Annotated in this window: 29 protein-coding genes; 8 read left to right on the forward strand and 21 right to left on the reverse strand. The window is 43.2% G+C overall.

Annotation, left to right across the window (positions count from 1 at the left end):
- Window positions 1–93: 93 nt before the first annotated feature.
- On the reverse strand, window positions 94–942 hold the full coding sequence (locus tag ACFPRA_RS11595) for a VOC family protein (protein WP_381434360.1): 849 nt from the start codon (window positions 940–942) through the stop codon (window positions 94–96).
- A gap of 106 nt (window positions 943–1,048) precedes the next feature.
- Between ACFPRA_RS11595 and ACFPRA_RS11600 the strand changes: the two genes are divergently transcribed.
- Window positions 1,049–1,375, forward strand: a complete 327-nt coding sequence (locus ACFPRA_RS11600) for a winged helix-turn-helix transcriptional regulator (RefSeq protein WP_239389607.1) — start codon at window positions 1,049–1,051, stop codon at window positions 1,373–1,375.
- A 75-nt stretch (window positions 1,376–1,450) separates the two neighbouring features.
- On the opposite strand, the gene ACFPRA_RS11605 is transcribed toward ACFPRA_RS11600, so the two are convergent.
- The 6 genes from ACFPRA_RS11605 to ACFPRA_RS11630 form a co-directional block, all read right to left on the reverse strand.
- The gene (locus ACFPRA_RS11605; protein ID WP_381434365.1) at window positions 1,451–1,783 is read right to left on the reverse strand and encodes an antibiotic biosynthesis monooxygenase; all 333 of its coding nucleotides are present in this window, start codon (window positions 1,781–1,783) and stop codon (window positions 1,451–1,453) included.
- A complete protein-coding gene (locus ACFPRA_RS11610; protein WP_381434368.1) occupies window positions 1,780–2,202 on the reverse strand; it encodes an ankyrin repeat domain-containing protein in 423 nt (140 codons plus the stop codon). The genes ACFPRA_RS11605 and ACFPRA_RS11610 overlap by 4 nt, the downstream gene beginning before the upstream one ends.
- A complete protein-coding gene (locus ACFPRA_RS11615; protein ID WP_381434371.1) occupies window positions 2,199–2,984 on the reverse strand; it encodes an ABC transporter ATP-binding protein in 786 nt (261 codons plus the stop codon). The genes ACFPRA_RS11610 and ACFPRA_RS11615 overlap by 4 nt, the downstream gene beginning before the upstream one ends.
- Complete coding sequence (locus ACFPRA_RS11620) at window positions 2,971–4,005, reverse strand: FecCD family ABC transporter permease (RefSeq protein ID WP_381434374.1); 1,035 nt, start codon at window positions 4,003–4,005, stop codon at window positions 2,971–2,973. Before ACFPRA_RS11620 ends, ACFPRA_RS11615 begins: the two co-directional genes overlap by 14 nt.
- Before the next feature lies 1 nt (window position 4,006).
- Complete coding sequence (locus tag ACFPRA_RS11625) at window positions 4,007–4,975, reverse strand: ABC transporter substrate-binding protein (RefSeq protein WP_381434377.1); 969 nt, start codon at window positions 4,973–4,975, stop codon at window positions 4,007–4,009.
- A 130-nt stretch (window positions 4,976–5,105) separates the two neighbouring features.
- Window positions 5,106–5,441: a L,D-transpeptidase gene (locus ACFPRA_RS11630; RefSeq protein WP_381434882.1), complete on the reverse strand. Its 336-nt coding sequence runs from the start codon at window positions 5,439–5,441 to the stop codon at window positions 5,106–5,108.
- Window positions 5,442–5,624: 183 nt separating this feature from the next.
- Here ACFPRA_RS11630 and ACFPRA_RS11635 point away from each other — a divergent pair, with 183 nt between their 5' ends.
- Window positions 5,625–5,771 (forward strand): hypothetical protein, encoded by a 147-nt coding sequence (locus ACFPRA_RS11635; protein ID WP_381434901.1) that lies wholly within the window; start codon window positions 5,625–5,627, stop codon window positions 5,769–5,771.
- Between the two features lie 65 nt (window positions 5,772–5,836).
- On the opposite strand, the gene tatC is transcribed toward ACFPRA_RS11635, so the two are convergent.
- From tatC to ACFPRA_RS11670, 7 genes are all read right to left on the reverse strand, one after another.
- A complete protein-coding gene (gene tatC / locus ACFPRA_RS11640) occupies window positions 5,837–6,694 on the reverse strand; it encodes a twin-arginine translocase subunit TatC (RefSeq protein WP_381434380.1) in 858 nt (285 codons plus the stop codon).
- A gap of 12 nt (window positions 6,695–6,706) precedes the next feature.
- Entirely contained in the window at window positions 6,707–6,907 is a 201-nt protein-coding gene (tatA, locus tag ACFPRA_RS11645; RefSeq protein ID WP_381434383.1) for a twin-arginine translocase TatA/TatE family subunit, read from the reverse strand.
- 21 nt (window positions 6,908–6,928) lie between these two features.
- Window positions 6,929–8,641 (reverse strand): GMC family oxidoreductase, encoded by a 1,713-nt coding sequence (locus ACFPRA_RS11650; RefSeq protein ID WP_381434385.1) that lies wholly within the window; start codon window positions 8,639–8,641, stop codon window positions 6,929–6,931.
- A 14-nt stretch (window positions 8,642–8,655) separates the two neighbouring features.
- Window positions 8,656–9,414: a gluconate 2-dehydrogenase subunit 3 family protein gene (locus ACFPRA_RS11655; RefSeq protein ID WP_381434388.1), complete on the reverse strand. Its 759-nt coding sequence runs from the start codon at window positions 9,412–9,414 to the stop codon at window positions 8,656–8,658.
- A gap of 157 nt (window positions 9,415–9,571) precedes the next feature.
- Window positions 9,572–9,835: a hypothetical protein gene (locus tag ACFPRA_RS11660; protein WP_381434391.1), complete on the reverse strand. Its 264-nt coding sequence runs from the start codon at window positions 9,833–9,835 to the stop codon at window positions 9,572–9,574.
- Between the two features lie 139 nt (window positions 9,836–9,974).
- A complete protein-coding gene (locus ACFPRA_RS11665; RefSeq protein ID WP_381434393.1) occupies window positions 9,975–10,382 on the reverse strand; it encodes a hypothetical protein in 408 nt (135 codons plus the stop codon).
- A 209-nt stretch (window positions 10,383–10,591) separates the two neighbouring features.
- Window positions 10,592–11,026 carry a hypothetical protein gene (locus ACFPRA_RS11670; protein ID WP_381434396.1) on the reverse strand — a complete coding sequence of 145 codons (435 nt, stop codon included), beginning with the start codon at window positions 11,024–11,026 and terminating at the stop codon, window positions 10,592–10,594.
- A gap of 152 nt (window positions 11,027–11,178) precedes the next feature.
- On the opposite strand from ACFPRA_RS11670, the gene ACFPRA_RS11675 reads away from it, so the two are divergent.
- On the forward strand, window positions 11,179–11,412 hold the full coding sequence (locus ACFPRA_RS11675; RefSeq protein ID WP_381434398.1) for a hypothetical protein: 234 nt from the start codon (window positions 11,179–11,181) through the stop codon (window positions 11,410–11,412).
- 204 nt (window positions 11,413–11,616) lie between these two features.
- Here ACFPRA_RS11675 and ACFPRA_RS11680 read toward each other — a convergent pair whose 3' ends face one another.
- From ACFPRA_RS11680 to ACFPRA_RS11705, 6 genes are all read right to left on the reverse strand, one after another.
- Complete coding sequence (locus ACFPRA_RS11680) at window positions 11,617–12,318, reverse strand: ABC transporter ATP-binding protein (RefSeq protein ID WP_381434401.1); 702 nt, start codon at window positions 12,316–12,318, stop codon at window positions 11,617–11,619.
- On the reverse strand, window positions 12,311–13,087 hold the full coding sequence (locus tag ACFPRA_RS11685; protein ID WP_381434404.1) for an ABC transporter ATP-binding protein: 777 nt from the start codon (window positions 13,085–13,087) through the stop codon (window positions 12,311–12,313). The genes ACFPRA_RS11680 and ACFPRA_RS11685 overlap by 8 nt, the downstream gene beginning before the upstream one ends.
- Entirely contained in the window at window positions 13,059–14,039 is a 981-nt protein-coding gene (locus ACFPRA_RS11690; RefSeq protein ID WP_381434407.1) for a branched-chain amino acid ABC transporter permease, read from the reverse strand. Before ACFPRA_RS11690 ends, ACFPRA_RS11685 begins: the two co-directional genes overlap by 29 nt.
- A 4-nt stretch (window positions 14,040–14,043) precedes the next feature.
- Window positions 14,044–14,928 (reverse strand): branched-chain amino acid ABC transporter permease, encoded by an 885-nt coding sequence (locus ACFPRA_RS11695; RefSeq protein WP_381434410.1) that lies wholly within the window; start codon window positions 14,926–14,928, stop codon window positions 14,044–14,046.
- Window positions 14,929–15,060: 132 nt separating this feature from the next.
- On the reverse strand, window positions 15,061–16,221 hold the full coding sequence (locus tag ACFPRA_RS11700) for an ABC transporter substrate-binding protein (RefSeq protein ID WP_381434413.1): 1,161 nt from the start codon (window positions 16,219–16,221) through the stop codon (window positions 15,061–15,063).
- 247 nt (window positions 16,222–16,468) lie between these two features.
- On the reverse strand, window positions 16,469–17,407 hold the full coding sequence (locus ACFPRA_RS11705) for a carbohydrate kinase family protein (RefSeq protein ID WP_381434416.1): 939 nt from the start codon (window positions 17,405–17,407) through the stop codon (window positions 16,469–16,471).
- Window positions 17,408–17,583: 176 nt separating this feature from the next.
- Here ACFPRA_RS11705 and ACFPRA_RS11710 point away from each other — a divergent pair, with 176 nt between their 5' ends.
- Entirely contained in the window at window positions 17,584–18,474 is an 891-nt protein-coding gene (locus ACFPRA_RS11710) for an EamA family transporter (protein ID WP_381434418.1), read from the forward strand.
- 101 nt (window positions 18,475–18,575) lie between these two features.
- Entirely contained in the window at window positions 18,576–19,139 is a 564-nt protein-coding gene (locus ACFPRA_RS11715) for a GNAT family N-acetyltransferase (protein ID WP_381434421.1), read from the forward strand.
- 77 nt (window positions 19,140–19,216) lie between these two features.
- Here ACFPRA_RS11715 and ACFPRA_RS11720 read toward each other — a convergent pair whose 3' ends face one another.
- Window positions 19,217–19,765, reverse strand: coding sequence for an NADPH-dependent FMN reductase (locus tag ACFPRA_RS11720; protein WP_381434424.1), 549 nt, complete (start codon window positions 19,763–19,765; stop codon window positions 19,217–19,219).
- 194 nt (window positions 19,766–19,959) lie between these two features.
- On the opposite strand from ACFPRA_RS11720, the gene ACFPRA_RS11725 reads away from it, so the two are divergent.
- The 3 genes from ACFPRA_RS11725 (at window position 19,960) to ACFPRA_RS11735 (ending at window position 21,764) form a co-directional block, all read left to right on the forward strand.
- On the forward strand, window positions 19,960–20,496 hold the full coding sequence (locus tag ACFPRA_RS11725) for an RNA polymerase sigma factor (protein ID WP_381434427.1): 537 nt from the start codon (window positions 19,960–19,962) through the stop codon (window positions 20,494–20,496).
- Window positions 20,493–21,251, forward strand: coding sequence for a hypothetical protein (locus ACFPRA_RS11730; protein ID WP_381434429.1), 759 nt, complete (start codon window positions 20,493–20,495; stop codon window positions 21,249–21,251). Before ACFPRA_RS11725 ends, ACFPRA_RS11730 begins: the two co-directional genes overlap by 4 nt.
- Before the next feature lie 153 nt (window positions 21,252–21,404).
- A complete protein-coding gene (locus ACFPRA_RS11735; RefSeq protein ID WP_381434432.1) occupies window positions 21,405–21,764 on the forward strand; it encodes a hypothetical protein in 360 nt (119 codons plus the stop codon).
- Window positions 21,765–21,884 lie beyond the last annotated feature (120 nt).

A 21,884-nucleotide genomic window follows, 5' to 3' on the forward strand; every position in this document is an offset into this window, starting at 1 on the left:
ACGCTTTTATACGGATGGCGTCGAAAGAAGTTTCAATCTATGTGGACACAGTTACAACAAAAAAGCTGCCAAAGCACGGCAGCTTTTTCATGATCAGTTTCCGACACGAAGGACAATGCGGTTACCGGAAGGATCTTCTATTAATTTTTCATTTCCGAATGATTCCGCTGTCGTCCCAAGGGCTTCGACTTTTGCAAGAGCTTCCTTCAACACGGTTTCCGTCGGATAGATGAGTGTAAACGATCGGAGACCTGCACTGTCTTCCGAAGGACGTGATGCGCCGACACCGTTCCATGTATTCAGTCCGAGATGGTGATGATACTTACCGTTTGACATGAATAAGGCTTGTGGATAGGTCGTTACCACTTCGAAACCAAGTGCATTATAGAACGTTTCCGTTTCAGGCAAATGTGCAACATGCAAATGGACATGCCCCATGACAGTTCCGGCAGGGAGTCCATCCCATAAACGTCCCGCGCTTTCTGCGATAATGCTTTCCCCATCGAGCGGGTCCGTACTCATCGCTACTTTCCCATCCTCCCAATGCCAAACGCTCGGATCACGGTCTATATAAATTTCAATGCCATTACCATCAGGATCTGACAAATAGAGCGCTTCGCTCACCAGGTGATCCGATGCCCCGAGACGTACGTTATGTTGGATGAAATGTTTAATGATGGCCCCTAAATCCGCTCTCTCCGGCAATAATAATGCAAAATGGTAAAGCCCGGAACGATGCGGCTCTTTCGGTGTAACATTTTCGGGTTGATCAAGAATGAGCAACGGAGTCTTTCCATCAGCTGTTAACACCGCTTTATTCGCTTCCTCTTCCAGCACTTTAAATCCAATCACCTCTTTATAATAATTCACGGATTTCTCCAAGTCAGTCACGTTCAGATGCACTTCGCCTGTATAAATAAGGGGTTCTTTATGAAAATTCATTTCTGTTCCTCCAATTTTATTATATATAGTTAATTACTTTATGTAACTAACTTTATATGCTATAATAACTTTTGTCAACAATTATGAAAGGAGTCATCAGACAGCTATGAATGAATTTGAACTTTGTCCCCGTTTTGAGAAAGCCGTGTCGATTCTCAGCCAGCGTTGGACCGCGCTCATTCTCTATCAATTGATGGCAGGTCCACAACGCTTCTGTACGATGACCGACAAGCTCGGTGTCAGCGGAAAAACATTGTCGGAAAGGTTAAAAGACTTAGAGCAGCAAGATTTTGTCGTCCGCAATGTCTATCCGGAAACACCAGTCCGCATTGAATATTCCCTAACAGAAAAAGGGATGGCACTTACACCGATTATGCAAGAAATCGAAAATTGGTCGAAAACATGGATTGAGCCAATTGCTGTGGAAGAATAAAAAGAGTGTCTAGAAATTCAGTGAACACTGACTTTCTAGACACCTCCTGTTATATTAATTGTCGAGAGACCTCTTTCAAACTTCCTGTGTAGCCGGCTTGTGCTGAATAGCCACTTCAAATGTGGTCAGTTCAGAACCTAATATCGGGCTATCTTCTGGTTTTTGCTCACTTTTTTGTGCATGCGCTTTTTGGGATGCCCTGCTTTCTAGCCATTTTTCAAAAAACGAGTGGTCTTCCCAGGTTGTACATACTTTGATCTCATCATAGTCAGGGCTATTTTCTTTTTTCAGCACCTCCATAAGAATGAAACCCTCAAACGTGTGAACGGATTTTGGTGTTTGGAAACGAGCAAGTATTTCATCTACTCTTCCCTTTTGAATACGAATGGTGTTGACTGCAGTCATCATCCTACAACTTCCTCCTTTTGAATGAATGTTTCTAAAAATTCATAGACAGGTCTTGCCAGTTCGCCTCCCATTTGTGCATGGCGAATGAGCGGAATGCCATGCGGTCCATTCGCGTTGACAACAGTCGGTTGCAAGGTAACCATCGCACGTACCAATTCAAGTTCGCCTAGCATGGCCGCTGCAAAAATATCCATACGAGCCCCTTGCTCGAGCAACCATTCAGCAATCGCTCGATTCCCGGTATGCGCTGCTGCTCCAATTCCACTTTCCCAATCATCGCCTCCCCAATTGATAACTGCATGGAGGAGTGCCGGCTCTATCGCCAGCAGTTTCTTCACCTCTTCCAAGTTTCCATGTGCTGCAATGATAAATGCCTTGACCAATTCATAATCCAATGGCTCTCTTGGCTCTTTTTTCATGCGTACACTTCCTTTCTCGACCTTATTGGGGTGAAAAACGGTGTCCCGTTTTCTTCGTGAATATCCGCATCGATTTCGAAAATAGACTGAAACATTTCCTGGCATAACACGCATTGCGGTATGCCATCATATTGGACTTTTCCACGCTTTAACACAATTAATCGGTCGCTATAACGGGCTGCCTGGTTAATATCATGTAGCACCATGACAACGGTCATGCCAAACTGCGCATTCAGTTCTTTGACGAGTTCCATCACATCCAATTGATGGGATATATCCAGAAAAGTGGTCGGTTCATCGAGCAATAATATTTTGGGCCGTTGAGCAACCGCCATGGCAATCCACGCCCGTTGCCTTTCCCCACCAGAAAGCGATTGTAACATCCGATTTTTATATGGCATAAGTCTCGTCACTTCCATCGCCCAGTGCACAATCTCTTCATCCTCTTTTGTTAATTTGCCATATGCACCGCGATGGGGATATCTTCCATATTCAACCAATTCCTCAACTGTCAAATCGAGTTGATGATCTTGCATTTGAGGTAGCATGGCTAGCTTCTTCGCCACTTCCACACTTTTCATCGAGCGGATCATTTCACCATCCAAGATGATCTCTCCACTTTTCGGGGTAATCAAGCGTGAAATCAAACGAAGAACAGTGGATTTCCCCGATCCATTCGGCCCGATCAGGCTGACAATCTCCCCTTTCTGAATATGTAATTCGATTGCATCCAGTTGAAAGGAAAAAGAATGTTCAAAAGTCACATCCTTAGTGAGAAGCAATAGTATCCCTCCTTCTTTGGATCATATATAAGAAAAACGGTCCGCCTAAAAATGACAGCAAAATCCCGACCGGTAACTCAATCGGATCGAAAGCGCTCCGGGCCACTGTATCTGCTAACACAACTAGCAATCCTCCGCCAAGCGCAGAAGCAGGCAATAAATAACGGTAGTCACCGCCGATCATGATTCTCAAAATATGGGGGACCACCAGTCCGACAAAACCGATTAAACCAGCTACACTCACTGCAATCCCTGCAAGCAATGTACTTAATACGATGAGAAAGAACCGACTCCTCTCCACGTTATGCCCTAACAGTTTTGCTACTTCATCACCTAGTCTTAAGATGCGGATATGCCTGATGGCGAATAGGGATAACACAAGTGCTGTAATTGCATAATAAATGATCATTTCAAATTGAATCCACCCGACGCCAGCAATTCCACCTGCTAACCAAGGGAGGACGGCTTGAACACGATCACTGTAAAGAAGCATCAACGCACTCATAAACGCACCGATAACGGCATTGATGGCCACCCCGACTAAAATGATCCGAACCGGCGAAGTCCCCCCTTTCCAGGATAATGTGTAGATCACAAGTGCAGTGACGAGAGCCCCCAAGAATGCAGCTAAAGGTAAAAACATGATAAAGGCCGGAAATAGTATCATAATTGTAGTTGCCGCAAGCCCAGCCCCTGAAGATACACCGATAATCCCCGGATCGGCTAACGGATTTTTCATGACGCCTTGTAAGATGGCGCCTGATACAGCGAGGCACATTCCGACAATCATGCCGATTAACACGCGTGGAAATCGAAGTTCCCATACGATTCTTCTTGAAAGCGAATCTTCAGCGGACACAAGCCCGCTCCACACTTCACTTAGTTGAAAAGAAACAGGTCCAATCATTAAACTGGCCGTACAGGCAAGTACTAGAAGGACACTGAACGAAACAATGACAATCGTTCTTTTTTTAGCCAATGGATGTGTGTTCTTCGCTACTTGGACCTCTGCCGCTTCCATATCACTTAACCACCGCCAGATTTTCAATCATCACATCAAGCGCATCCGTCACTTTTGTACCCGGATTTGTGCCGAATAGATGTGATGGTAACACAACGACATTTCCATTTTTCACTGCATCAAGGTTTTTCCAAGCAGCATTTTTCTCCATTTCACCCTCAAATGCTTCTTTTACCGCTTCTGGATCTCCGTGTGTAATGAGCATGACAACCTCTGGATTTCTTTCAATAATTTTTTCTACACTTAGACTTGCATATTGCGGATAGCTTTCTTCTTGCGGGAAATCAGATGCAATATTTTCGCCGCCCGCTTTTTCTAATAAATCTCCCGAAAGTGAATTCGGCAGAGCCGCTAAGTAAGTACCCGGAGCACCGTAGACTAATAACGTTTTCACTGAATTTGTTTCAGCCTTTCCCACTCCGTCCACTTTTTCAGTAATGGATTGATTGATCGTCTCGGCTTCTGACTCTTTTTGGAACAGTTGTCCGAATAGTTGAATCGTTTCTTGAATGTCGGCGATGGAATTCGCTTTTGTATAAACGACTTTTGTTCCTTGTCTTTCTATATTTTGTGCATGTTGTTTAAAGCTCAGAGATGCAGCTAATACGGATGGATGAACCTCCGCTATCTTTTCAAAGTTCGGCTGATGAGGATTGCCGATTTCCGTAATCCCTTCGACCTCTTTGGCAACAAGCCCACTCGAAGTCGGACGCCCCGTTACATTCGCACCCAAAGCAAGTAAAATATCCAAATCCCCAGAATTCAAAACGGCAATGGATTCCGGAGTTTCTTCAAACACAACGGTGTCTCCCGTCGCATCCTTCACTTCAATGGCGGTGGCGTCCTCTACTTTTTCCTCATCTACTTTCGGTGTTTCTTCCGTTGCTTCCGCTTTATCCTTCTCTGCACCGCATGCCGCCAAAACAAACAACAGCAATGCAGATAGTAATAGTAGTGACACTTTATTCATTTCCCTGGCTCCTATCCATAATTGATAATGATTCTCATTATAGTGATAACGATTATCATTGTCAATTAGTAGTTTGAAAATAAAAAAATCAGTTCAAGGGAGTCCCAAACTGATTTTTTCATTTAATCCTTCATTTATGAATTTGGACAGTCGTTCCAATCGAAACCTTCGACGCCAATTCCAATACGTCTTTGTTACGCATCCGGATACATCCGTGTGACACACTTTTCCCGATCGAAGCGGGATTATTGGTCCCATGTATGCCGTAGTGCGGTTTAGATAACCCCATCCAAAATGCTCCAAAAGGACCGCCCGGATTACGCTGTTTGTTAATGATCCGATACGTTCCCGTTGGGGTTGCCGTCACCATTCTTCCGACCGCTATCGGATAAGTTTTGACCAATCGATGTCCATCGTACAATTTCAACTGATATTTCTGTGTGGATATATCAATCCAAAATGTAATCAGATTCGCCCCCATCCCAAATAGTTCTAACTGCTGTATACTATGAGGGAGTAATGACGATGACTACATCCTGTTATAGTTTCACGACCGATATTTCAAAATACATATTTCACCCGATTAATCTTCCTCAAATCGGGCATAGTAAGGTGAACCAAAATTTCAATGAGCGAGGAGATGTTGTTCTTGATGAACAAAATGGCCATGGCAGCACTTGGACTCGGCGCGGCGTACCTCATGCGAAATAAAAATGCTAGGGACAAACTTATGAAACAGGTTGAATCGCTCACGGGTTCATTTACCGCGAAAAACGCATCACAGAACAATTCGTAAAACGACCGAAAAGTCGGTATCCTGCATAGAGGGTACCGACTTTTTGGTTGTTTACCCATACGCCTTTAATTGGCCACGGTATTCCGCCGCTCTGCATACAGCACGATATAGATACTGGCTTCATACAGCAGTGCCATCGGAATGAGTACGATCAGCTGACTCACAAAATCCGGCGGCGTGATCAACGCTGAAATAATGGCAATCGCAAGATACGACCATTTTCGCACCTTGCGCATGGATTCTGCAGTGAGCAAACCGATTGTCGCTAAGAACAACGTGACAATCGGCAACTCGAACAAGATCCCAATCGGCATCGTCGTCATCAGCAAGAAACGAACGTATTCCTGTGCCGACACCATCACATTGAAGTTGACAGCGCCCAGCGAAATAAGAAAATGATAACTAAGCGGATTGACGACAAAATAGCCAAAGGCGACACCAACGAGAAAAAGCAACAACATCACAGGTGAATAAAGACTGAGAAATTTGCTTTCCCGTTCATTCAATCCCGGTTTGACAAATTGCCAAAGATAATGACAAAGAAACGGCAATGAAAGCCCTAAGGCAAGCGCCATGGAAATCGACATATAAAACTTCACAACTTCCAATGGCCCAAGAATGACGAGCTCATGGCCCCGGGTAATGTACGGAAACCAAAAATTAATGGTCGAGAAAACGACGATGAAGAAGAGCAGGAAAGCAGCCGCACCTTTTACGAGCTGCTTTCGTAGATCTGTAAGATGTTCGACAATTGTCGGATTCGTCTCCAACTCCTGTTCCTGCTCTTTTGGTTCTTCTTGTGTCTCCAACGCTATGTTGGTACTTTCCACAGCTTCAATCTCCGCTTCAACTGCCTTTTCCACCGTCTCGGCTTTATCAAGCGGACTTATGATTTTGCGATTCTGATCTCCATATGGATCCATCCTATCACCTGCTTATAGTTGGTCCGTTTTCTTCGTTTCCTTAGCGGCCGGTTGTTCTTCTTCGTCCAAAATATCCCGTGCCGATTTCTTGAATTCCGCAAGGGTCTTCCCGACCGCAGAACCGACTTCTGGCAATTTTCTCGGTCCGAACAGGATCAGGACAATGACAAGGATGATGATTAAACCAGGGACACCAATACTTGCTAAGCTCATCAGACAAACCTCCTCTCCAAATCATACAAGCGATCCACCGTTTTTACTGTATTTTAAGATTCCTTCCGAAGCGCGATACGCAAGCGCACCGATCGTACCTGTTGGATTATAGCCACCATTATGTGTAAAATTCCCAGCGCCTATGACAAACAGATTTTCCGCATCCCAATGCTGTAATTGTGTGTTGACAACACTGTTATCCGGACTCGTTCCCATAATGGTCCCACCGGTATTATGTGTCGTCTGATAAGGGACTATGTCATAATTCGTCAGCGGGTTTCCGGGCACGGCTGTTTTTGCACCCATTTCCTGTATGATTTCAACACATTTTTCAGTAAGATATTTGTGCAAGTTTCGGTCCTGTTCCGTAAAATTGTACGTTAAACGCAGTAGCGGAACTCCGTATGCATCTTTGTAAACAGGGTCCAGTGACAGGAAGTTCTCCTTATGTGGCATCGACGCCCCTTGGCCGCTTACACTGAGTGTGCGCGTAAAATTATAAATCGACGCCTTCTTGAATTCTGGTCCCCATGCAGGCGTATCAGGCGGTAGCGGATTAAACGCGATCGGTCTCACTCCGGGTTGTGTAAGAGAGAGGCTTGCCCCGTGAATGAAATCCAGATCACTATGATCGAAATTATCCCCATTAAAATCATCAATCGTCATTCCCAATGCGCCGGCGCCCATAAAGGTATTCATTTTTTCCTCAAAGAAACCTGTCGCTCCAGGAAGGATCTGGTAGCAATAGTTTTTGCCAAGTGTTCCTTTTCCGGTATCCGGATCATACACTTTACCGATTCCCGACACCATCAGCAGTTTCGCATTATTCATGACATAACTTGTAAGAACGACCACTTCAGCCGGCTGGATAAATTCCTCGCCCGTCTGTGTGTCAATATACTTCACGCCTGTCACTTTATCGCCTTTTTTCAACACTTCGACAACATTCGCATGGAAACGGACGTCGTAGTTTCCTGTTTTCCTTGCCGTCGGGATCACTGTGATTTCAGGAGATGTCTTCGCTCCATATTCGCAGCCAAAACGATCGCAAAAACCACAATATTGACATGGAGCAATCGACTCACCGTCAGGGTTAGTGTACGCTTCGGATAGATTGGCGGACGGCAACATGAAAGGAGAATAACCAAGATTGCTCGTTGCAGTCTCAAACTTTTTTAAGATGGGTGTCTTTTTCATCGGGGGCGTTGGAAAATCAGACGAACGTTTCCCCCAAAAAGGATTGGTATCCTCCCCTGATATGCCGGCGGTTTTTTCGAACTTATCGAAATAAGGTTCCAGCTCGTCATATGTAACTCCCCAATCTTGAAGCAAATAGTCACTTGAGAGCTTGTCTTTTCCATACTTTTGATCTGTCATCGTCTTAATTTCAAAATCATATGGAAGGAAACGCCAGTTATGACCATTCCAATGTGTTCCCGCACCACCGAGGCCTTCTCCTAGAAGAAAAGATCCCATCTGTCGCATTGGAAGCGCACGCATTTTTCGATCATTCCGAAAAGTAATGGTCTCTTTCGAGAGATCCTGCATGAGATCATAGCGAATCCCATATCTGAATTCGTCATGAATCATTAAATAATCTGCGGTACCACGCTCTTTCCCCCGCTCAAGCCCCAACACTTTCATACCGGCTTTCGCACATTCGGCACCGATGATTCCACCCATCCATCCAACTCCGACTGTCACAACATCTACCTTATCTAACGTAGTTGCCATTGTTCTTTCCCCCTTTAATGTTCCATATTGCTCAGCGAAACTGGATCGTATTTCATGAATTCCTCTTTTTCAATATGAGCCAAATAGGTCATCTGGTTCCCCGGGAACTCCTTCATGCGCCAAGCATCCATATTGATATTGCCGTTATAAATTGGATCCGCATAGGCGCCTTCTAACGTCGCTTGTCGAAGAAGCTTAAAGAAGAATTCCGACGACGCACCTTTCATCTCTACTTCATTTTTTTGGAATGCCGTCAAGATTTCATCCATCTGGGCGCCTTCCAAGTCAACGAAATTTTTATCAAAACGGCGTTGCGCTTCCTCATTCATCTTGTGAATCCCTTGCATGAACATTTCAGCGCGGGTCAGTCTGCTTTGATACCCTTGTGTCGATTCACCGGCAAAAAACGGTCCGTGCATATACTCCTTCACGTTGCTCCCGTAATTACCCGCTAGTTGATTGTCAATGAAAAACGGTACGCCCAACCCAATGGCACCAGGTCCGAGATCATCCTCCGGGAAAATCCGCTCGACCGCCTGAGACAGCACATTGAAATCCTCCATCTTTTGAAAGAACATTAGACCACGGTTGATGGCTGCTTCATGTTGTTCGTTAACGCCCGTGGTTCCCTTTGTACCGGCCACTTGTCCTTCCTTGTTCACGTTGTAGCCAACAAGCCCTCCAATGAGCCCCCCACCAACGAGGGCACCTGTAGCGATACCAGTCGTTTTTAGGAAATCTCTTCTTGATAATCCTTTTTTATCATTCGACATCTGTTATCCTCTCCTTCGCATTAACATCCATATAGAGACAGATTCCTACATGAAAGCATGCCATTTTAATATTGATTTCATACCTTTTTAAAGATTTATTAGCAGAGAAAAGAGACTATCCGCTATGGATAGCCTCTCGCAATTGTTTTCTGTATACTTACTGTTCGATTTCTTTCCAATCTCGAAGACGATTTCTTACTTCATCTTCCAATTCATCAATAGAAATCTCATGAGCGTCTTGGGAAGGCTGCATTTGAAACCAATTCACTTCATCATCTTTATAATGCCCTTGATATTCCTTCCCATCCAACATCAACTCAAAATGTAAGGTTTCATATTGTGTATCCTCAAATATTTCTTTTCGCACCTTAAAATCTGTAATCATTTTAACCCCTCCATCATGGATTGTTTGGCAATTCATTTTCCTTACCTCTCTTCCTCATTATTGCAAATATCGCCCTATTTCATGCGTTGAGTTTATGGAAAAATACTTTTCTGTACTAGCCATTCTTTTCATGAAGGAAAGGTGAATATTTGTACGGAAGATGAGTGAGGCACTCCTAAGGATAAGAGCTATCAAATCCAAGTATTGGGATTCGGTCCTCTTCAATTTTCAATTCATGTACCGAAACATCTATTATATACTCATATTTTCCTTGGGGGCGTACAGGTATCTTTTTTTGAACAAACGGATTGTTCGTTACAAGCGTAAGCATCCCTGTTTCCACATTGTAGCTTTCGATTGCAAATCGATAACCTGAAATAAATACGTATGGAATAATTTCATATGCATCCTCCAAATCGGTTACCAAGATCGGTTTGAAAAACATTTCTTGCCTGCCATTCATCACCTGAAATCCCCATTGTCGATCTGATGGATCATTTGATTTTAAATAGTATTGCCGCCTATATGATACAATTTCGAATTCCCGATTATCCCATCGTGCAAATCGCCCCCTTCTTATCATTCCAGCCTCCCCCCTTTTTGTCGGTTTGTATCTAATTATACATAATTTTTAGATAAATGGAACATATGATTTATTGTATTTCCATTAAATTTAAAAATTACTGGACTTTTTCTGCAATAACCATACACTGGCATTTCGACAAAAGGAAAAAGTATCTAATGATCACTATCGAACTGTTATCTAAGCTAAAACTTCCTATTTGAATACGATTATAAATTTCTCGTGTCAATTCGTGGGACTGTATTTTCAATCACTTGTTGCTGATGGTTTTGTCCATCCAATTGTTCTCCACTAAATCCAATCTCCGCCGAACTATCCATCTCTTCTCGCCTACCATTTGAATCGAATTGCTCATCTTCCACAAACAAGGCAACGCCACCATCTTTCACTTCTTCGAAGTAAACTTCGGCTTGTTGCTTGGAGAAACCCATGCGCATCAATATATCCTTCACATGCTCATTCCCATTTCCGCCCTTAAGCACAATCTCCGTTTCCCCTTCTAACATCGCAATCATATCGTCAACACCCGAAACCCCATAAATTTGATTTTCTGCAAAGCCTTGTGATCCAAGTTCAGTAATTTTATAAAGAACCGTGTCAACCGAATGAAAGGTGCCTACATGCTTTTTAGTAGCCAAGTTCATCAGTTCCTCCTTCACATACAATCTTTTTTTACTGTACCCATCCATACAAATTAGAAACAAATCAGCAAAAATGTTTAGCTAAGTCCGAAAAAGTGAACGGTATAGTATAAAGGTGTTAAGGCAATTACACCATTTGAAAGGAGTGTGTGTCCTTGAACAAGAAAAAAGTGTTCACTGAAAGAGATAGAAAAGATGCAGATGGTCCATATATGGATAATCCCGAGAATCTCCGCACAGATAAAGAGAGTATTTACGATATGCATGAAGATATGCAAACGGTCGATCCCATCCCACTTGAAGACTTAAAAATCGAAACCCGTGAAGAAAAGGTCCATCATGATACAAAAAGCAAATCTTCTAGTTCTGAGAAATACCCCGGTTCTTAAAGACGCATCCATTATCGAGAGCCAAACAACGATAAAAAGCTATGCAAGTTCCTCAATGGAGCCTGCATAGCTTTTATCAATATATAGATCATCATGAAAATTGTCGAGAAGTGTCAGCATTTCCCGGGAAATGCTTTTCACTGTCACTTTTTCGACCTAACGGAAAACTCAGGTTCACTTCCGTTCATGCTAACCTCTCCGATCTTAATGACCCAGATAAGCTTTCTGGATGGTATCATCTTGCAATAGTTCCTTTGCATTTCCGCTTGCGACGACCCGTCCTGTTTCCAGAACGTAGCCATAATCTGCGACTTTCAAAGCCTGCCTTGCATTTTGCTCTACAAGTAGGACTGTCGTTCCAGCTTCGCTAATTTCTTTAATGATTTTAAAGATATCCGCCACAATAAGAGGTGCCAGTCCCATGGAAGGTTCATCCAATAACAATAGCTTTGGTCTGGACATGATCACTCGTGCAATGGCCAACATTTGCTGCTGACCGCCAGATAAAGTCCCGCCCAATTGTGATTTCCGTTCTTTCAAAATCGGGAATCGCTTCATCACCTTTTCTAAATCTGCCCCCACTTCGGAGTCATTTCGATGATAAGCGCCCATTTCCAAATTATCCATCACCGTCATGGAAGATAGAATTCCCCGACCTTCCGGTACAAGCGCAAGTCCTTTTCTTAGCAATTGATCCGGCCGCAGTCCCGTCACGTCTTCACCTAAATAATGGATACTTCCCTCTTTCGGCTTTAACAGACCTGCAATCGTATTCATCGTCGTCGTCTTCCCAGCACCGTTGGCACCGAGAATTGTAACGACAGTTCCTTCTTCCACGGCAATATCGACATTTTTTATCGCTTGGATTTTATCATAATACGTACTGACATTTTGTAGTTTAAGCAAGTTCTTCTTCCTCCTCTTCAACTCCGAGGTAGGCTTCAATGACTTCTTTATTGGTCTGAATACTGTCCGGCGTACCTTCTGCTATTTTCTCACCAAAGTTCAAGACGACAAGTCGGCTACATATCCGCATGACCAGTGGCATATCATGCTCGATCAATAACACGGTAATACCTAGCGACTTTATTTTCGTGATCAAATCAAATAAATCGTTCGTCTCTTTTTCATTCATCCCAGCAGCTGGCTCGTCAAGAAGCAATAGTTTTGGATCACTTGCCAATGCCCTTGCAATTTCCAAACGGCGTTGCTGCCCGTAGGATAGATTTTTAGCGATCGTTTGACTATGTTCCAATAAGCCAACAATTTCTAAAATCTCGTCCGCTTTCTCCAGCACTTTCTTCTCTTCCTGTTTTTGATGTTTCGTGCGGAAAACACTTTGCCATACACCTGTTGTCAATCGGCAATGATTGCCGACCATCACGTTTTCACGGACAGTCAAATCCGAAAACAACCGGATATTCTGGAAGGTCCTACAAATACCGAGCTTCGTAATTTCATGCGGTTTCAAACCTGAAAGTGATTTTCCCATAAAAATAATCTCGCCGGAACTTGGAGGGAACATCGCGGTAATCATGTTGAACATCGTTGTTTTCCCAGCACCATTCGGACCGATCAGCCCAATGACTTCCCCTTGTTCAATCGAAAAAGAAACATCTGTCAGCGCCTGGATCCCACCAAAATTCTTACTGATTTTCTTTACTTCCAGTACCATGTTTTCCCTCCTTCTTCTTCGACTTCGAACGTTTGAACCAATTCATGACGTTCATATCAATCAACCCTTGTGGACGGAATGCCATCATAAAGACGATCAACGCACCGTAAATCATGAAACGATATTCACTCACTGCACGCAATACCTCTGGTAAAGTCGACAGGAAAACTGCGCCAAAAATTGGTCCCCAAATGACTTCGCTCCCACCGAATACCGCGAATATCAAAATTTCAACAGCACGATGATAGTCAAAATCTGATGGACTGATATATGCCGTCATATGCGCGTACAACGCTCCGGCAAAACCGGCAAGTAGTGCCCCTTGGCCAAATGCAAGAATCTTATAATATGTAATGTTAATGCCCATCGCTTCTGATGCTTGCTCATCCATTTTAATCGATGCATATGCCCGTCCAATTCTCGAGTTATTTTGACGGATAAAGAACCAAATGACAACAATACTAATAATCAGCAATAATAGAAAAACAGAAAGACTGATGAATTGGTTGTTCCTCAATCCGAATGCAGCCGGCTCAATACCGATACTCTGACTAAAACTTAAAATTTCCCTACCTAAGTGAGGAATTCTTGAGATACCAATTGCACCATTTGTAAGGCCTTCCCAGTTGACGAAGAGTACACGAATAACTTCCCCGAATCCAAGTGTTGCGATGGCAAGATAGACCCCCTGCAACCGCAAAGCCGGAAAACCGATGAGTACGCCGATTAGACCTGTGAAAATGGCAGCAATCAATATCCCTAAAACGAGCGGTACATTATGATTTAATGTAAGAATCGCTGACGTATAAGCGCCAATACTCATAAAACCCGCATGCCCCAACGATAGTTGTCCAGTTGCGAGCGTTATGTAAATACTAACACCTAGAATAATGTTCAATAGAATAAACGATGCAATTTGTAAATAATATGGGTTTATTAGCTCGCTTAACATGTCCTCACCCCCTTGACCCTGATGTTGCTGTACCAAAAATTCCTTGTGGTCGAACAATTAAAATAACGATAATAGCGATAAAAGCAATCGCATCCCGATAGCCCGAATCGCCGTAGGCTACTACGAATGTTTCCGCAAGACCTAAAATCAGTCCGCCAACCATGGCGCCACGAACGTTTCCTAAACCGCCGAGAATAATGATAGCCAACCCTTTCAAACCAAATGAAAGACCCATTTGAGGGTTTACTGAGTTGAAGGCAAGCCCTACTAGAATTCCGGCAATTCCACCCATTGCGGATGCTAGGATGACTGTTTGCGTAATCATCCTTTTTGTATTCACACCAAGTAAACTCGCAACAGACAAATCCTCTGCGCTGGCACGCAACGCTTTTCCCGCTTTGGTCTTAGAAAGCCAAAACATCAACCCTGCCATCAATAAAATGGCAATGACGAAAATCAAGATTTGTACATAATAGATTGTCGTCGTACCGACAGTAAAGCTCATATCCGAAAAACTTGTCCGGAACGGCTTATTTCCTGCTCCAAACAGGTGATGGGCCGCATTCTCAAGAAAAATGGACACCCCGATCGTGCTGATGAGTGGTGCCAAATGCGATACGCCTTCTTTGCCACGCAATGGTCGCAAAGCAAAACGTTCAAGAAAATAACCTAATATCGCAGTCACCACAATAGCGATGATAAATGCAACATATAAGGGGAGCCCTAAACTATTCGTCACCACAACGCCCATAAAAGCACCGAACATGAAAATTTCTCCATGTCCCATATTCACAATATTCAAGACCCCAAAGACAAGCGTATACCCGAGGGCAACAACGACATAGATGCTCCCTAATGTCAAACCGTTTATTAATTGTTCAATTAACAAAATGTCCCCTCCTTCTCCATGTTCAATTCCATCGTCGGAAATCATTATTTCCAGTTATGAGGCCAAAAGATTTAGTCGAATAAATAAGAATACAACCAGGCTGTAACTTTCTACAACCTGATTGCTGATCGATCACTCAAATTCGATGTATTTGTTGCCTTCAATGATTAAGACAGTCGGATCCATTACGATATCGCCTTCTTCATCGAATGACATCATCCCTAGTACACCTTCAAAATCTTTAACTTCTGCAAGTGCATCACGAATCGCATCACGATCATTCGTACCTGCGTTCTTAATCGCTTCAGCGATCAAATACAATCCATCGTACGCTTGTGCAGCGAACTGGTCCGGCTCTACACCATAAGCTTCTTTGTATTTTTCAACAAAACTCTTCACTTTTTCATCATCTTTTTGAGCAAACCAAGGTGTCGCAACGATCAACCCGTTGGATGCATCTCCTGCAATCGTGATCACTTCCGGTGAGTTGAATCCATTTCCTCCAACAAACGGTACATCAATACCCATTTTTCGTGCTTGGTCCAAAATAACCGCACCTTCGTTATACAATGCAGATGCCAGGATTAGATCCGGTTCCAAGCTTTTGATTTTTGTCAACAGTGGTTTATAGTCAGATTGATTAAGTTGGAATGTTTGAGTTGTTACAACTTCCAGATTCTTGTCTTCGGCTACTTGTTTCATCACATCGTAGCCCGCTTTTGTAAATACATCATCATTTCCGTACAAGATCGCAACTTTTTTCACATCATACTTCTCAATCGCCTTTTCTACAGCGGCAGGAATAGCCATCGTCTCAGGGATTGAATTTCTGAAAACATAATCTCCAAGTTGAGGAACCCCTTCAGCTGTATTTGACGTACCAAGAATTGTCACACCGTTCAATTCTGCCTCCGGACCTACAACGAACATTTCCGTACTAAGTGTTGGCCCAATGATTGCATCGACATTATCCGAGTTCATCAGTTTTTGCGCTGCAGTCAAAGCTTCTTCCTGTTTTCCAGCAGAGTCTTCAATTTTTAATTCAATATCGACTTCCCCTGCCGCTTTTAATTCTTCGTTAGCCAATTTAAGACCATTTGTAATGGCTTCGCCATAACTTGCTCCAGATCCCGTCAAGTAGGAAATAACTCCCACCGTCGCTTTTACTGGTCCATCCGAATTCGATTCGTTTGCTTGACCACCTGTGTCTTTCGTATCGTTTCCGCATGCAGCTAAGATGACTAATAAACATACCATCATTGCTGAAAATAGCAGTTTGATATTCTTATTCATGCATTCTCCATCCTTTTCACATAATAGTAAAATAACAATAATTCTAAATATACATCATTTGCGGAGTAATTGAAATAGCCATTGTTACAAAATTGTAAAAATCAATCACTTTTTTTAGAAGATTGCAATAATATGAAAGCGTTTTCTTTCCCTAACAAATAACTAGCCATGAAACTGAACAACTGATTTTCAAAGTCTCCTCCAGAAATCCCAAAAAAATCCTCCCTATTATAATGGGAGGATTGGCTCATTCTTCTATTTCTTCCAGTCTTGGCATGGCCGATAGCGCGCCTTGCTTCGTTGCACAAAGTGCACCAAGCCTGTTCCCGAAGGATACATAGTCTAACCATTTCTCACGGGTCACAGGCAACCCTTTCAACTGGATTTGTCGCAGGATGCCCGCAACAAACGCGTCACCAGCCCCTGTCGTATCAACCGGCTCAACCGGCTCTACACCTACTTGAGTCATCTCGTCATCGATCGATGCAAATGTGCCCTGTTCGCCAGCCGTGATGAGTACAATTGGAACACGATAAAACGCTATCTTTTCCATCCCTTCTTCAAGGGTCGACGTCTGCATCAAAAAGAGCAGCTCTTCTTCCGTCAATTTTAGAAGATCCGCATGTTCAACAAAGGATAAAATCGTCTCGCGACATAATTCTTCACTCTTCCATCGCAGCGGTCGAATATTTGCGTCAACCGAAAAAAAGACTCCCGCTTTTTTCGCAAGTCGCATCGCTTTCTTTGTCGTCTCTAATGCGGTCGGATGAAACATTGTACCGGAACAAATATGAAACACGGTGGCTTGCTGGAATGCTCTTTCATCCAAGTCGGAGGATTCTACTTGGATATCCGGTGTCTCATCGATATACGTATGAAAAATCCGATCATTGTCTTCCGTCAAATGGACGTACACGCCACTGATCCGCTTATTCGGCTCAAGTTTGGCGTAAGATAGATCCACGCCTTCTTTACGCAATTCTTCACGCACAAATTCAGACGTTTCATCATCCCCTGTAACGGTAATAAAAGTCGATGCTGCCCCCAACCTTGATATGCCAGCTGCTACATTGACCGTCGCTCCGCCAAGAAACGTCTTGAATGTCGAATTCGATTGGTCTTCTGCTATATAATCGACGAATGCATCGCCGTAAATCAGGACATGCTTTTTACTTACATCAGTCATCTGTAAACTCCCTACAATTTCATTTTCTATATCTTATCATGGAAGGTTACGACAAGATAGGAGATTGAAGCTTACCAATAATGTGAAATTATACATTATCCACATATCACCTCGGCCCTGCAAGTTTCTTCCTTCCCGTGCTATACTGTTGTACGGGAATAAAGGAGGCACATTTAATGAAACAATGGATCTATCCATTACTAATCGTCATTGCAGCAAGCAGTTACGGTATACTTTCAACTATTATTAAACTGGCGATTCAAGATGGTTTCACTGCGGCAGAGGCAGTGACAAGTCAGTATTTCGTCGGTTTTTTCATAGCGTTGCTAATTTTTATCTTCATCAAACGTCAAATTCCAAAATTTGGTGGAGGTTATATCCTCATCTTAGCGGGTTTATTTACGGCGACAACAGGAACAGTATACGGACAAGCCGTTCAGCATATGCCGGCTTCTCTTGCCGTCGTCATGCTGTTTCAATTCACATGGGTTGGGATGCTCTTCGACTGTATCGCCAATCGTCGATTACCGAAACGAGTTGAGGTCATTTCCCTCATTTTCCTTCTTGGTGGGACTATTTTGGCTGCGGGTATCATCGATGCAGATTTAAGTGGCATTCCATGGCAAGGATGGGCATGGGGAATGGCTTCAGCGATCAGTTTCGCTTCCTTTGTCATGATCAATCAACGTCAAGTGGAGGGGATGGGTACAGAAACACGGTTGCTTTTCACCTCTTTTTTCGCAGCGATCGCCATCTGTTTTTACCAAAACCCGGAAATCGTTTGGAACGGAACATTGTTCGCTGAAGGGCTATGGGTGTACGGTTTGATCCTCGGCTTGTTTGGGATTGTCGTGCCAATTTATCTCTTTTCCATCGCCGTGCCGAAAGTCGGGACAGCAACCGCATCGATTTTAAGTGCGATGGAATTGCCTGTTGCCGTTACAGCTTCGGTGATTCTCTTGAGTGAGAAGCTTACATTCCTTCAAGTGATCGGAATCTTGATCATCTTATTCGGCATGACCTTACCGACCCTTGCCGAGCGTAAATTGAGAAGACGCGCTAGCTAACTTCTCGGACAGCCCATTGTTCCTGCATTGGGCTGTTCTTTTTCTGCTTAATTGTTTTTTGATATAATAAAAACAATAATAGTTAAAAGGAGATTTTCAAATTGAACGTTCATATACGTCCCGCACAACCAACAGATGCGGACAAAGCCGTCCCACTCATTATTGATGCAATTGGGGACATTGCCAATCGGCTAACCGGAGAAACCGAAGAAGAAAAGGTCACAGAAAGGTTGCGTGAGCTGTTCAAGCGAACTGACAACCGGCACTCCTACCTTTATACATATATTGCTGAGATGAACGACAAGATGGCGGGCATCATGGTGCTGTATACAGGGGAAGATGCTCCAATCCTTGATCGGAATTTATCGACTTGGCTGATGGAAAGAGGTATCCACACTCCTAAAATCGATGCGGAGTCGCTACCAGGGGAATTGTATATCGACACCGTTTGTATCGATCCGAGTTTCCGTGGCAAAGGAATCGGAACTCAATTATTCACTTTCACGGAAGAACTCGCCAAGCAAAAAGGTTACGCCAAACTAGCTTTAAATGTCGAAACGCAAAAAGAACCCGCCATCCGGCTCTACAAACGACTCGGTTACGAAATTGTCTCTCCATGGACGATCATCGGCGAACCGTTTCATCATATGGTGAAACATATCTGATTCCATGTAAATAGAAGACCGCCATTCCATTTCTTCGTTTGAAATCGAATAGCGGTCTTCATTCGTTATGGATAGAATTATTTCGTTTCCTGCTCTTTCACGAAAGCAACAAATTTGCCGATCACTTGATCTAAAAATTGTAGCGTCGTTTCATCTGTCAGCATACCGTCTGCGAATTTTTGTCCAGCTGATCCGATGAAGATTTCATTGCCCGCAGGAGGCATAAGTTTCGCGCCAACATTGCTTGTCAACACTTGACGCAAATGCAATTGAGCCCTCACTGTTCCTAACGCCCCTTGTGAAACGCCCATTGGCAAAACAGGCTTGCCAACAAGCGGACGCTCCACTCTCGAAGTCCAATCCAATGCATTTTTTAAAGCCCCCGGAATAGACCAGTTAAATTCAGGCGTACTGATCATCACCGCATCCGCATCCGCTATTTGCTTCTTAAACTGTTTGACTTCTTCAGACGGATTAAGCTCATCATCCTCATTATAATGTGGAAGAATGCCGATATCGGCGATTTCCACTTCAAAGAGATGACTGTATCGCTTGCCGATCGTTTCCACTAACTGCTTATTGAATGATTCTTTCCGCAAGCTTCCAACAAGTGCCACAATCTTCATATGTATCTCTCCTCTATTCCTATTTTTCCAAACCTGTTTCTACTTTACACCAATTCCTCCATTTACATACGTTCCGATGCTTCGCTTTTCCATCTAACAAAAAATTTCACCCCTCCGAAAACTTTTTCCCGTGCTCGAGGGTAAGTATAGTAAGAGCGACAACAGGACGTCGTTCTGAAAGGAGTGAAAACTGAGTGAAAAAAAATGATTGGATACATAACATTCAACAAGGTAACAAAGAAGCCTTTCGTGCTTTTTATGAAGCATATGCAGACTACGCCATCCGGACCGCTTCCGCCATTACACGCAATCGGGAAATGGCGAAAGACGCTGTACAAGAAACATTCATCCGAGTTTATCGGCAAATCGGCAGCTACAACCCAGAACTGCCATTCGATCCTTGGTTTTATCGGATTTTAACAAATGAATGCTTACGGTTACTCAAGAAGGAGTCCCCTCTTTCCAAGTACGAACATCCTGACTTGGAAAATGAGGCTTCGCTAGCCGTGGAATCTTTTGATCATTTATCTGATCTATACGATACGATTCAAGCGCTGGATGACGGACATCGCATCCCGCTCATTTTAAAGTATGTGAAAGGTTTTACGGAAAAGGAAATTGCCGACATTCTCGGATTGAATCACAACACCGTGAAATCACGGTTATTCAAAGGTAGAAAGCGGCTGAAAGAACAGCTAGACCTGATCGATAAGGAGGAAAGATCCCAATGAATGATTTCGACAAACGAGCAAAAGATGAATTGCAAAAAAGAACCGAACAAGATACTCATGGCCTCCAAGATGAAATTTGGATTGCGTTAGAAAAAGAACTTTTCAGCGAAGAAAAACCGAAGAAAGGAGAAGTGAAGAAAATGAAAAAGAAAAAGAAAAATCGTGCGGTACCCATTATCCTGACAGCTGCCGCTGCCCTTGCCATCGTATTCAGCTTAACAACGGACACAGGCATGGCATTCATTAAAGGGATCAAGGATATGTTTGTCCCGGAAAAAGAAATTATTCAAAGCATCGAAGGACAAGACGAAGCAACCGATGTCCATTTAAACGAAGGAACAAATTCCAACTATGTCATCTATGTCGATGAAACACGCTACAAAATGATCAAAGGTGAAGAAGCGGATATCATCACTACGATTGAACCTTTGCCTGAAAGATATCCAGAAGTATCAATGGAAATCAAACAAGTTGCAGACACAAAACCTGAAGACCTTTTGAGCGACATCGAAGCTGAATTTAAGAAAGCCTTCCCTGAATTACGTGCAGTCGAAACCGTGACAGAACCGGTTGAAGGCTATTGGTTACATGGCACAACAGGCAGCGAATGGAACAGCAAAGTCGTCACAGCTTATGTCATTAGCAACGGTAAAGAAGGCAGCTATGTCATTACCGAAAACTACTTCCTCGAAGCTGCGGAAGGACATGGTGCCCGATTCCACCATATGTTGAAAAGCTTTGAAATTGTTGAATGAGCAAATAGTACTAACAAGCTAGACGATAGTCGCGATTATTCTAAATTCGAAAACAACAATGCATAATAATAGAATTGCACGGGTATATATATTTAATAGTCTGTCTCTTTAACAGAATCAAAGAATTGATTATAGAAGGAGGTTCTGAAGAAAATGGATACATTCATACTCATCATCGACATACTCATTGCCTTATTGTATATTGCGATCATCGCGCTCGTTTCGCCGTACATGATGCGATTTCTCCAAAAAAGGAACTGTGATCGGTTTACGCAACTGCTGCCCGTGCTCTCTTTGATCGTCATCACCAGCCTCCTCATCGCAAACGGCTATGGCGGCTTTCAAGAAACAATTTTCTTCAAGTTAACCAGTATCATTTCTTTTATCCTTCTGTTCAGCTTGCTCTGCTTGACGCTGATTGTTAAAAAACAATGGCAAATGACATACAATCAATTATTAACTCGGATTTCTTTTTCCAAGTTTAAACAAATGATTTTTTCAAGGGCTAAGTGAAGAGAAAAGGTATGGCTAATATTCGGCCATGCCTTTTTCAATGCCTATTTTCATTACTCAAAATTTGGAAGTCCCCCTCATAAACGATGTGTTATTGGCGCTTCCCGATGAGTTATTTGC

It is taken from the genome of Sporosarcina soli (assembly GCF_042655805.1).
Taxonomy (GTDB): Bacteria; Bacillota; Bacilli; order Bacillales_A; family Planococcaceae; genus Sporosarcina; species Sporosarcina soli.